General features: G+C 52.5%; 11 protein-coding genes. 9 read left to right on the top strand and 2 right to left on the bottom strand.

Annotated elements, in window-relative coordinates:
* Positions 1 to 7 precede the first annotated feature (7 nt).
* A complete protein-coding gene (gene kbl, locus AOY23_RS01165) occupies positions 8 to 1204 on the bottom strand; it encodes a glycine C-acetyltransferase (RefSeq protein WP_054178028.1) in 1197 nt (398 codons plus the stop codon).
* 216 nt (positions 1205 to 1420) lie between these two features.
* Between kbl and rfaD the strand changes: the two genes are divergently transcribed.
* Genes rfaD through AOY23_RS01195 form a run of 6 tightly spaced genes read left to right on the top strand, consistent with a single transcriptional unit; the run spans position 1421 to position 7629 of the window.
* Positions 1421 to 2353, top strand: a complete 933-nt coding sequence (rfaD, locus tag AOY23_RS01170) for an ADP-glyceromanno-heptose 6-epimerase (RefSeq protein WP_054178029.1) — start codon at positions 1421 to 1423, stop codon at positions 2351 to 2353.
* 10 nt (positions 2354 to 2363) lie between these two features.
* Positions 2364 to 3410 carry an ADP-heptose--LPS heptosyltransferase RfaF gene (gene rfaF / locus AOY23_RS01175; RefSeq protein ID WP_054178030.1) on the top strand — a complete coding sequence of 349 codons (1047 nt, stop codon included), beginning with the start codon at positions 2364 to 2366 and terminating at the stop codon, positions 3408 to 3410.
* A gap of 3 nt (positions 3411 to 3413) precedes the next feature.
* Positions 3414 to 4400, top strand: coding sequence for a lipopolysaccharide heptosyltransferase RfaC (gene rfaC, locus AOY23_RS01180; protein WP_054178031.1), 987 nt, complete (start codon positions 3414 to 3416; stop codon positions 4398 to 4400).
* Positions 4401 to 5513 carry a glycosyltransferase family 9 protein gene (locus tag AOY23_RS01185; protein WP_054178032.1) on the top strand — a complete coding sequence of 371 codons (1113 nt, stop codon included), beginning with the start codon at positions 4401 to 4403 and terminating at the stop codon, positions 5511 to 5513.
* A gap of 5 nt (positions 5514 to 5518) precedes the next feature.
* Positions 5519 to 6424, top strand: a complete 906-nt coding sequence (locus tag AOY23_RS01190) for a glycosyltransferase family 2 protein (protein ID WP_054178033.1) — start codon at positions 5519 to 5521, stop codon at positions 6422 to 6424.
* Positions 6412 to 7629: an O-antigen ligase family protein gene (locus AOY23_RS01195; protein ID WP_054178034.1), complete on the top strand. Its 1218-nt coding sequence runs from the start codon at positions 6412 to 6414 to the stop codon at positions 7627 to 7629. The genes AOY23_RS01190 and AOY23_RS01195 overlap by 13 nt, the downstream gene beginning before the upstream one ends.
* 14 nt (positions 7630 to 7643) lie before the next feature.
* Here the strand turns inward: AOY23_RS01195 and AOY23_RS01200 are convergent, their stop codons facing one another.
* The gene (locus tag AOY23_RS01200) at positions 7644 to 8606 is read right to left on the bottom strand and encodes a polysaccharide deacetylase family protein (protein WP_054178035.1); all 963 of its coding nucleotides are present in this window, start codon (positions 8604 to 8606) and stop codon (positions 7644 to 7646) included.
* Between the two features lie 150 nt (positions 8607 to 8756).
* Between AOY23_RS01200 and rfaQ the strand changes: the two genes are divergently transcribed.
* Genes rfaQ through AOY23_RS01215 form a run of 3 tightly spaced genes read left to right on the top strand, consistent with a single transcriptional unit; the run spans position 8757 to position 12051 of the window.
* Positions 8757 to 9827 carry a putative lipopolysaccharide heptosyltransferase III gene (rfaQ, locus tag AOY23_RS01205; RefSeq protein WP_081005593.1) on the top strand — a complete coding sequence of 357 codons (1071 nt, stop codon included), beginning with the start codon at positions 8757 to 8759 and terminating at the stop codon, positions 9825 to 9827.
* Positions 9824 to 10951 (top strand): glycosyltransferase family 4 protein, encoded by a 1128-nt coding sequence (locus AOY23_RS01210; protein WP_054178037.1) that lies wholly within the window; start codon positions 9824 to 9826, stop codon positions 10949 to 10951. The genes rfaQ and AOY23_RS01210 overlap by 4 nt, the downstream gene beginning before the upstream one ends.
* Before the next feature lie 2 nt (positions 10952 to 10953).
* Positions 10954 to 12051, top strand: a complete 1098-nt coding sequence (locus AOY23_RS01215; RefSeq protein ID WP_054178038.1) for a glycosyltransferase — start codon at positions 10954 to 10956, stop codon at positions 12049 to 12051.
* Positions 12052 to 12062: the final 11 nt, after the last annotated feature.

The following is a 12062-nucleotide window of genomic DNA, read 5'->3' on the forward strand; positions in this document are numbered from 1 at the left end:
CACATCCTCAGGCAATGACGCCCAGTTGTTTACCGATGCGGGTAAAGGCTTCTACCGCACGTTCAATCTGTTCAGTCGTGTGCGCCGCCGACATTTGGGTACGGATACGCGCCTGACCTTTTGGTACCACCGGGTAGAAGAAGCCGGTGACATAAATACCTTCTTTTTGCAGCTCGCGAGCAAATTCCTGCGCGACCGTCGCTTCGCCCAGCATCACCGGGATAATCGCGTGGTCGGCACCGGCCAGGGTAAAGCCAGCGGCGGTCATTTTTTCGCGGAACAGGCGCGCGTTAGCCCACAGGCGATCGCGCAGTTCAGCGCCAGACGCCAGCATTTCCAGCACTTTAATGGAGGCAGAGACGATCGCCGGAGCGAGGGAGTTGGAGAACAGATACGGGCGGGAACGCTGGCGCAACCATTCCACCACCTCTTTGCGCGCGGCGGTATAACCACCGGACGCGCCGCCGAGCGCTTTGCCGAGCGTACCGGTGATGATGTCCACACGGCCCATCACGTCGCAATATTCATGCGTACCGCGACCATTTTCGCCAACAAAACCGACCGCGTGGGAATCATCGACCATTACCAGCGCATCGTATTTATCCGCCAGATCGCACACGCCTTTCAGGTTGGCGATCACACCATCCATTGAGAACACGCCATCGGTGGCGATCAGCACATAGCGGGCGCCCGCGTCGCGTGCTTCTTTCAGCCGCGCTTCCAGCTCCTGCATGTCGTTGTTGGCATAACGGAAGCGCTTCGCTTTACACAGACGCACGCCGTCGATGATCGACGCATGGTTCAGCGCATCAGAAATAATCGCGTCTTCCGCGCCGAGCAGCGTTTCGAACAGACCACCGTTGGCGTCAAAGCAGGAGGAGTACAGAATGGCGTCTTCCATACCGAGGAACTCCGCCAGTTTTTTCTCCAGCATTTTGTGCGTGTCCTGCGTTCCGCAGATGAAACGGACGGATGCCATTCCGAAGCCGTGGCTGTCCATTCCTGCTTTTGCCGCCGCAACCAGCGCCGGATGGTTCGCCAGGCCGAGGTAGTTATTGGCGCAAAAGTTAATGACATGGCTGCCGTCGCCGACAGTGATATCCGCCTGCTGGGCAGACGTGATAATGCGTTCTTCTTTAAACAACCCTTCAGCACGAGCGGTATCGAGGTCATTGGCTAACTGTTTGTAAAAATCCCCACGCATTGCAACTCTCCAGATTCGGCTAAATTTGGCACATATTACCCAAAGCTATACTTCCTTACGAGATGACAGAGTATGAAGTGCATTTTTTGCAGCATAAATCACGTGTAACCCTGTGAGGTATCGGGGAATGGCTGAAGGGTTTCTCTTCTGATGATATGATAAGAGGCATTAGTGTCCGGGATAGTCCCGGTCATCCACATTTCAAAGGTTATCGTTATGATCATCGTTACCGGCGGCGCTGGCTTCATCGGCAGCAACATTGTCAAGGCACTGAATGACAAAGGTATTACCGACATTCTGGTGGTAGACAACCTGAAAGATGGCACCAAATTCGCCAACCTGGTGGACCTGAACATCGCCGATTATATGGATAAAGAAGACTTTCTGATCCAGATTATGGCGGGCGAAGAATTCGGCGACATCGAGGCGATTTTCCATGAAGGTGCCTGCTCCTCCACCACCGAGTGGGACGGCAAGTACATGATGGATAACAACTATCAGTACTCCAAAGAGCTACTGCACTACTGCCTTGAGCGCGAAATTCCGTTCCTGTACGCTTCTTCGGCAGCAACCTACGGCGGCCGGACTTCTGACTTTATCGAATCCCGCGAATACGAAAAACCGCTGAACGTTTACGGCTACTCGAAATTCCTGTTTGATGAATATGTTCGTCAGATCCTGCCGGAAGCGGATTCTCAGGTGGTCGGTTTCCGTTACTTCAACGTTTACGGACCGCGTGAAGGTCACAAAGGCAGCATGGCAAGCGTGGCATTCCACCTCAACACGCAGCTCAACAACGGCGAAAGCCCGAAACTGTTTGAAGGCAGCGACAACTTTAAACGCGACTTTGTGTACGTTGGCGATGTGGCAGCGGTTAACCTGTGGTTCTGGGAAAACGGCGTTTCCGGCATCTTTAACCTCGGTACCGGTCGCGCGGAATCTTTCCAGGCCGTGGCCGATGCGACGCTCGCCTTCCACAAAAAAGGCAGCATCGAATACATTCCGTTCCCGGATAAACTGAAAGGCCGCTATCAGGCATTTACTCAGGCGGATCTCACGAACCTGCGTGCGGCGGGCTACAATAAGCCGTTCAAAACCGTCGCCGAAGGGGTAACGGAATATATGGCCTGGCTGAACCGCGACGCATAAAAGAATAACGATGAAAATTTTGGTAGTAGGCCCGTCCTGGGTGGGCGACATGATGATGTCGCAAAGTCTCTATCGCACGCTCAAGGCGCGTTATCCTCAGGCGATCATTGATGTGATGGCACCCGCGTGGTGCCGTCCGCTTTTATCGCGCATGCCGGAAGTGAACGAGGCGATCCCCATGCCGCTGGGTCACGGCGCGCTGGAAATCGGCGCTCGCCGTAAACTCGGGCACAGCCTGCGCGAACGCCGCTATGATCGCGCTTACGTCCTGCCAAATTCGTTTAAATCCGCACTGGTGCCTTTCTTCGCTGGCATTCCGCTGCGTACCGGCTGGCGTGGCGAAATGCGCTATGGCCTGCTCAACGATGCGCGCGTGCTGGATAAAGCCGCCTGGCCGCTGATGGTGGAACGTTACGTCGCGCTGGCTTATGACAAAGGCGTGATGCGCTCTGCCAAAGATTTACCGCAGCCGCTGCTGTGGCCGCAGTTGCAGGTTTCCGACGGTGAAAAATCGCAGACCTGTAGCGCATTTGACCTCTCACCGGAACGGCCGATGATCGGCTTTTGTCCGGGCGCCGAATTTGGCCCGGCCAAGCGCTGGCCGCACTACCACTACGCCGAACTGGCAAAACAGCTGATCGACGAAGGCTATCAGGTAGTCCTGTTTGGCTCGGCGAAAGATCACGATGCGGGTAACGAGATTCTGGCGACGCTCAGCATTGAGCAGCAGGCCTGGTGTCGCAATCTGGCCGGTGAAACGCAGCTGGAACAGGCGGTGATCCTGATCGCCGCCTGTAACGCTGTCGTCAGTAACGACTCCGGCTTGATGCACGTCGCCGCCGCGCTGAACCGCCCGCTGATTGCGCTTTATGGCCCGAGCAGCCCGGATTTCACGCCGCCGCTGTCCCATAAAGCGAAGGTGATTCGCCTGATTACCGGCTATCACAAGGTACGTAAAGGCGATGCCGCAGAAGGTTATCATCAGAGCCTGATCGATATTACCCCGGCGAGCGTGCTGGAAGCGCTCAACACACTGCTGCTGGATGAGGAAGCCTGACGGATGCGGGTATTGATTGTCAAAACCTCCTCCATGGGCGATGTGCTGCACACGTTGCCAGCGCTCACTGATGCCGCCCTTGCCATTCCGGGGATCCGTTTTGACTGGGTGGTGGAAGAGGGCTTTGCGCAAATCCCCACCTGGCATGCGGCGGTGGATCGCGTCATACCGGTGGCCATTCGCCGCTGGCGAAAAGCCTGGTTTTCCGCCGCCATCAGGCAGGAAAGACAGGCCTTTCGCGAGCAGCTACAGCATGTTCAATATGATGCGGTGATTGATGCGCAGGGGCTGGTAAAAAGCGCCGCCCTGGTGACCCGGCTGGCGCGTGGCGTTAAACACGGGATGGACTGGCAAACGGCGCGCGAACCGCTGGCGAGCCTGTTTTATAATCGCCGCCATCATATTGCAAAACAGCAGCACGCGGTGGAGCGCACCCGCGAACTGTTTGCCAGCAGCCTGGGGTATCACAAACCACAGACGCAGGGTGATTACGCAATCGCTCAGCATTTCCTGAAAAATAGCGATGAAAAGCAGCCGCCATACGTTGTTTTCCTGCATGCCACCACGCGTGACGACAAACACTGGCCGGAATCGCACTGGCGAACGCTTTTAGAACGGATGCAAGCAACCGGGTTACATATTAAACTCCCTTGGGGTGCAGAACATGAGCATCAACGGGCGGAGCGAATCGCAAGCGGTCTCGACTACGTTGAAGTATTACCGAAGCTGTCATTAGCCGAGGTGGCTGCCACCCTGGCGGGCGCGCAGGCGGTGGTTTCGGTCGATACGGGGCTGAGCCATCTCACCGCGGCGCTCGATCGCCCCAATATCACGCTGTTTGGCCCAACGGACCCTGGGCTCATTGGCGGATATGGTAAGAACCAACAACAAATGGTAAGTCCGACCCGCAATATGGGAGATATCACGGCCGATGCAATTTTTACCGCTTTACAGGGCAACCTGCGATGCGTTGACAGGGAAGACAGCTAAATGAGCTATGTCTTTCTGTTTATCCTTTTTCTCCCGGTAAAGTTACTGGGTAAACTGTTTCGCAAAGACACGGGCAAAAACCTCGTTATTCAGACCGCGAAAATTGGCGATTTTGTAAACGCCACGCCGCTGCTCAGCTACCTCAAGAAAAGTGATGTTCTTATCAGCCGGGGTGTAGCGCCGCTGGCCGAGCGCGACGACACCATTGATACCATTTACCTTATTGGCCTGCACAAGCGCAATCTGTTCGCCAAATTCCGCTTTGCCTGGCACATCATGAACCGCTATGACAACGTCTACCTGTTGCAACCCAACAGTACGAACCTGTTTTTTGCCGCGGTCTGCAATGCCAGAAATAAGCAGTTTCTGAGTATTTATACCCGTCGCTGGTATCACGGTATTTTTTACGCCGCCGCAGACGGCGTGATTGAACATGGCAAGCGCACGCTGTCAGTCACGAATTACCTGCAACTGGCAGACCGCACGCTGAGCTGGCAGGATGTTCCCAAACACGCGACCCATCCGCTGTATATGCCCAAAGCCTGGCCGGAAAGCCTGGAAAAGAAAGACGTCATCCGTATCGGGATCAGCATCTCAGCCGGGAATCGTGCCAAAACCGTCCCGCCTGCTACCTGGAAAAGCATTTTTGACGCGCTCGCTGACTTGCCCTGCGTATTTTACGTTTTTGGCACCGACGACGAGCAGCCCTGGCTGGACGATCTTTACCGGCATCTCGACGGGGAGCCTGACAACATCATCAGCCTGCTCGGGCTGCTTCCCCTGGAAGACGCGCCATTCACTATTTCAAAGATGGATTGTTACATCGCCTCAGATTCCGGCAACGTATATATTGCCGATGCCGTCGGCGTCCCCGTCGTGCTACTCTTCGGCCCCTGTTGCCATTATGAGCAACGTCCTTTAGGCAAAACGCTATTGATAGGCGATGACGAAAATATTTGTTCTTATGTGTTTGAGACGCGGTATTTCTTTCATATAGATCGTGAGGCGCTGTTTGCCGTTAGCGATGAAGCGTTAGCTCAACTACAGCAGTTTGTCCGTTCATTGCCTGTCTCCGTCAGTGCGCCCGCCCCTCTTTCCGAAAATGGAATCTGATTCATATGGCATTTCTGAGCGTCATCATTGCCGCCCATAATAGTGAAAAAACGCTTACCGCTACCCTGGAAAGTCTACGTGCGGCAATCGATACCGCTAATGATGTCGAAGTTATTATTATCAACGACAGTTCCGAAGATCGTACTCAGGAGATTATTGAAAGCTGGCGCCAGCGTCTGCCTTCTTTGCGTAGTGAAAGCGTGGAGTACCGTAACGTCGGCAAAGTGCGCCAACTTGCGATCTCTTTGTCTTCAGGCGAGTACATTACGATGCTCGATAGCGACGATTTGCTTAAGCCCGGCAGTTTGCGAGATGCGATCGCTTTTCTGCAAGAGCAACAGCCAGACATGCTATTGACGCATTTACTCGAAGTTCGCGATATCAACAGAGTTACGGATGAATGGCATGGTTTTTCTCCCATCCAACTGACAACGAGAGAAGCTATTCGTCGTTTCCTGATCCATAAAGATTTTCAGGCACATTTGGGTGGGCAGTTTATTCATCGGGATCTTTATAAACAGTTCCCAGTACCACCGATATCCTGTTATGAGGATTTTGCCGTCTTCCCTAAAATACTACGCCATTCGGAGAAGATCTACTTCCAGAGACAGGGGCATTATTATTATATAAAAAATCAAGGGAGCTTATCTGGCGCGCTGACGCCAACAAAAATCACACATCTGGTTAACTGCACCCTGGACATGGAGCAGGTATTTCCTGACGAATTTTCTCCGCTTATCAACTGCCATTGGCTGGATATTTACACCAATCATAAACAGCGACTCAATTCGTCACAATTTAAGATCGTAAAAAGCAGGGTAGCTCAGTTATATTCCTTTAAGTTTTTCCTGGCGAAAGATGTTCGGTTTAGTTACAAAAAAAGGGCTATTACAGCATTATGGAAAAAGTAAAACTACGAATTTACCAATTGTCACTATTTTTTACTTTAGTGGCCCTGGCTCTGGTTCTTGTTAACTCAGGGAAACAACGAGAATTTTTCTATTTTGGCGTCTATGCCAGTATAATTGGCTTATTGCTTGAAAATAAAAATGTCGCATTCCGTCCGTTCAGTATCGCCTATCCTGTTTTATTGATTGGCTTACTAAACCTTGGATGGTATTTTGCCTATGAATATCCTGACAAAGGGATGAATTTTTATAACGAGTACCTTGATTCCAGTAAGAAAATCATCCTTGGTAGTTTTTTAATATTTTATCTCGATCGTTTTAAAGTTTACGTTAGCAACATCTCCTTCAGGACAGCATTCCTGTTAGCGACTGGTCTGGGCTTAATCATTGCCACTGGCTATGCCTTCTGGCAGGCATCGCATGGTGCTGGTCGCGTCACCATGGCGACAGATCGTGCAACGCTTTCGGCGTATGTGTATTCTGTGCTGTCACTTGCTTTTGTTTTTGCCCTGTTTTTACAGGCAAAAACCGTAACCTACCTGCTGGCCGGATTCGTCATCCTGCTCTCTTACGTTACGATTCTCTTAACGGGTACTCGCGCGGCGATGGGGCTGTATCTCATTCTTGCGGTACTAATGACCTTGTATCATTTCAGAAAAATTCATATCAAATCCGCCATCGTCTTTCTGTGTGTTGTGGCAGCGCTTGGCGTTATCAGTTACAAGCCGTTTATCAAACCCAAAGTTGACCAAACGATGCGGGAAATCACTCAGTTCCAACAGGGTCAGGACAGAACATCATTGGGTGCGCGTTTTTCGATGTGGACAGTTGGGTTGCAAAATGGGCTTAACCATCCCGTTGGTCAGTCACAAGAAAATCGTATTGAATGGACTGCAGCTTACACGAAAACTCATCCTCATCTGGCCGCATCGATGATGTATATCAAAGTTCATTTGCATAATGAATTTATCGAAAAATTTTCTCTTCAGGGAATCCCGGGGATTGTGTTGCTGCTTCTCTTTTTTATCACCCTGCTTCTTGAGGCGTTAAAGAAGAATAACGCCCTTTTACTGACGACGACGTTGTTCTTATTTTTATATGGCCTGACCGATGTCATCCTGCTCAGTTCTGAAGCCGTACTGTTTTTCTTAACGCTATTTGCGCTAAGTACTTACTTTTCTCGTTCTCTGGCAAAACAGCCTGTCTGAAGGAAAAACGCCGATTAACCGGCGTTTTTTTTCATCTCATAATACTCAGCCAGCGTCATTCCCTGCGTTCGCTGTGCGAGCCAGGCAAAGAGCTGTTCCAGGTCCTGATATAACCCTTCGATTGCTGCGTCGTCCTTAAATGTCGGGCTGCCGCCGGGCATAAACTCGGAGGAGTGGAGCATAAACTCAACGTAATCATTGCCCTGTGCGAGGCATTTTTCCGCCACGGCGATCATTTGCGACACATTGCCACCCGCAGGGCGCAGCCAGTTTACTGACGGGGAACGGTATTTCCCCCGCAACCGGTCATACCCCTGTTTCACGCTGTTCAGCCAGGCGGGATGTTTGTACTGAATACTCATCGGCACTTCCAACAGCGGGCTGTTGCCCGGCTGGTGAATCGCATTTTCATCCATAAAATAAGCGTGATCAGGAAAGTGCTGGAAATCTGTCCCGCCATTGCCCTGCGGCGCGCCTTTGGCGTTGCGCCAGTTCACACGCGGGGTGACGGAGCAGTCCACCTGATAGCCCAGCTCAATCAGTAGCTTCGCGTAGCGGCTGTCAAATGCCCAACGGCCCGCCCGGTGGCTGCGCATTTTGGTCTGGAAAGTCTCTTCCAGTAATTGCGTCATAAACACCACTTTGTCCCGCAGCACGGCATCCGGGAACTCAATCAGATAGGGTTGCCAGCGCCAGTCATCACCCGTGAGATCGAACTCCGGCGGGCTGTTCCAGGCGTGAAGATGCATCCCGACTTCACCCTGTCCGCGCGCAATAACATCCTTAGCGAACGCAACATAAGTAGGATCAACCGCCATCTCATAGTTCGTTAACCAGACCGGCTTGAAACCAAATTTTTCACAAAGTGACTGAAAGCGTGGTAAAAAGCGGGCATTCTCCGTTTTGATCTGTCGATGGTTTTGCCACAGATTATCGCCTTCTGTATCAATAGTGATGATAAATGCGGGTCTGGTCATGTTGTTCTCATTAGTCATACCGATAAATACTATGTTACGCACTCGGGCCGGTGGGAGTAAATACTCGCCAGGAAAAGACTGACATTAAGGAGAAAGGATGCAACTGTGCAGCAGGTCTATTAGAATTGCAGGCATATTGCTTCCGATAAGATAATGATGAATAACCAACTTAACACGCCCGAATTACGGATTTTGTTGATAAAATTACGTCATCATGGCGACATGCTTCTGACGACGCCTGTCATCAATTCCCTGCGCCAGCACTGGCCCAATGCGCGCATTGACGTCCTGCTGTACGAAGAAACGCGGGATATGCTGGCCGCCCATCCGGATATTCATCGTATCTATGGCATTGACCGCAAATGGAAGCAGCTCGGCACACGCGGCCATTTAGCAAAAGAGTGGCAGTTGCTGAAAACCTTACGCCACCAGCATTACGACCTGGTCATTAACCTGGCCGATCAGTGGCGCAGCGCCATTATTACGCGATTTACTGGTGCGCCGGTGCGCATCGGTTTTGCCTTCAATAAACGCCGCAGCGCCTTCTGGCGTTATTGCCATACGCGACTGGCACCAGTGACAAACCATACAACGCTGCACACCGTTGAACAGAATTTAACGATCCTCGAACCGCTGCATATTCAACCGCAGACTCACGTTTCGATGTGCTATTCCGCTGAAGACTGGCAGGGCGTTGAAGCCACGCTGGCGGAAAAGGGTGTCACGGGATCGTACGTTGTCGTCCAGCCCACTTCCCGCTGGTTCTTCAAGTGCTGGGACGAAAACAAAATGGCGCAAACCATCACCGCACTTCAGCAGGACGGGCATACGATTGTCCTCACTTCCGGCCCTGACAAGAAAGAGCTGGCGATGATCGACACCATTCTCGCCGCCAGCCCGGCAGAGCGCGTCGTCTCGCTGGCGGGCCAGCTCAGCCTGCGTCAGCTTGGCGCGATTATCGATCATGCCGCGCTGTTTATCGGTGTGGACTCCGTACCCATGCACATGGCAGCCGCGCTGCAAACGCCTTGTATTGCGCTGTTCGGGCCATCAAAACTGACGTTCTGGCGCCCATGGCAGGTCAATGGCGAGGTGATCTGGGCCGGTGATTTTGGCCCGTTGCCCGACCCGGACAAAGTGGATACCAACACGAAAGAACGCTATCTGGACGCCATTCCGGTCAAGCCGGTTGTCAACGCCGCCAGGAGACTTCTGTCATGAAAAAGCATCGCCTGGCGATTGTCAGACAAAAGTATCGCCCGGACGGTGGCGCAGAACGCTTTGTCTCCCGTGCCCTCAGTGCGCTCAGCAACCAGGATCTCGAACTCAATGTGATCACCCGCGAATGGCAGGGTGAAAAGCAGGACGACTGGCATATTCACATCTGTAACCCACGCAAATGGGGGCGCATCAGCCGTGAGCGCGGTTTCGCCCACGCGGCGCGCGCGCTGTGGCAGGCGGAACAGTTCGATATCGTACAAAGTCATGAACGCATTCCGGGCTGTGATATTTATCGCGCGGGTGATGGCGTCCATCGTCGCTGGCTGCTGCAACGTACGCGAATTTTGCCCGGCTGGCGCAGTCAGTTGCTGTTGCGGGATCGCTATCACCGCTACGTCATGGGCGCAGAACGTGAGATGTATCAGGCGCCGGAACTCAAGGCGGTGATCTGCAACGCCGCGATGATCAAGCAAGAGATTATTGATGATTTCGGTGTAGCTGCCGATAAAATTCACGTTATTTATAATAGTATTGATTCAAACCGCTTCGTTCCGGCGCAAAGTGCGCAAAGATTCGCACTACGACAGCAGTACGGCATCCCCGCAGAGGCGGTGACGCTCTGCTTTGTCGGCTCCGGGTTCGAGAGAAAAGGGCTGGCTGCCGCTATCAGGGCTATCGCGCCAACTGACCGCTATCTGCTGGTTGTCGGTCAGGATAAAGCCGAAAAGCAATATCAGGCGCTGGCGAGAACACTCGGCTGCCACGATCGCGTTCTTTTTTGCGGTGTACAAAAAGAGACGCTACCGTTTTATCAGATGGCCGATGGTTTGTTGCTGCCGACGCTCTACGATCCCTTTCCGAATGTGATTCTGGAAGCGATGGCGTGCGGTTTACCGATCATTACCTCGACCACCTGCGGTGGCGCTGAATTTGTTGAACAGAATAGCAATGGTTTTGTTTGCGATGCGCTGGATGTCCAGCGACTGGCCGAAGCGGTCATGTCCATTCCGGCGCTCGAAAAAGATAACAATATGGGCATGAATGCCCGACATAAAGTCAAGGAAGCAACACCTGAGCGGCTCTCGAGCCAGCTCATTTCGCTTTATCATACTTTATTGGATTAATGATGCGCATCCTCATGATTATCGATGGTTTACCCGGCGGTGGGGCTGAGAAAACCGTATTGACGCTTTCCCGTGGATTAATGGAAATGGGTCACCAGGTCTCACTGTTTTCCTTGCGCAAGGTATGTGATTACCCACTTCCTGAAGGGCTTGATTATCAGGTTGTGCTGGATCGCTGTAAAAAGCCGTGGCGGAAGCTGACGGAGTTATATCGTCGTGCCCGTCTGCTTGATGACGCCATCAGCAAAGCGCAGGAAAAGGGCGAATTTGATATCGTCTTTTCGCATCTGCACAAAACCGATCGCATCGTGTCGCATACGCGGGTTCTCGATCGCAAAAAAATCTGGTACTGCGTCCACGGCATGTTCTCGTTTGCCTACCTCGGCCATCGTCGGGGTTTATCGCGCTGGTTTAAGCAGGCAAAAATTCGTCATGTCTATGAAAACAGCCAGGTGGTGGCCGTTTCAAATGCCGTGCTGGAAGATTTAACCCAGCAACTCGGCATTCATTTACGGCGCCAGACCGTCATCCATAATCCATTCGATATCGCCAGGATCCAGCAACTCATGCAGGAGCCATGCGAAATGCAGGGCCAGAACTACATCATCCACGTCGGTCGTTACCATGAACACAAACGCCATGACCGCCTGCTGCGCGCCTGGGCGAAAAGCGGCATTGATGCATCACTGGTGATGATGGGAAACGGCAATGATCGGCAACGCGAACGGTTACAATCCCTCGCCGCCGAGCTGGGCGTTGAGGATAGAGTCACTTTCAGCGCCTTTGTTCCGAATCCGTACCCGTGGATTAAAAATGCGCGTTTGCTGGTGCTCAGTTCAGACTGCGAAGGGTTCGGCAACGTTCTGGTTGAAGCCATAATCTGTCATACTCCGCCGGTAAGTACGCATTGCCCGGGCGGACCTGCCGAAATACTCACCGGCGAACTGGCGCGCGGGCTCTCGGAAATGAGCGATGAGGGTCTGGCGAAGACGATTTCGGATATCTACAATCATCCGCCCGTCATTGATGACTCCACGATTTCAGCCTATAGCATTGAGGCGATTTGCCAGCGTTATCTCTCGCTGGCAGAAAAACATTAATCAGGTATTTT

Origin of the sequence: Trabulsiella odontotermitis (assembly GCF_001297775.1) — a bacterium.
GTDB lineage: Bacteria > Pseudomonadota > Gammaproteobacteria > Enterobacterales > Enterobacteriaceae > Trabulsiella > Trabulsiella odontotermitis.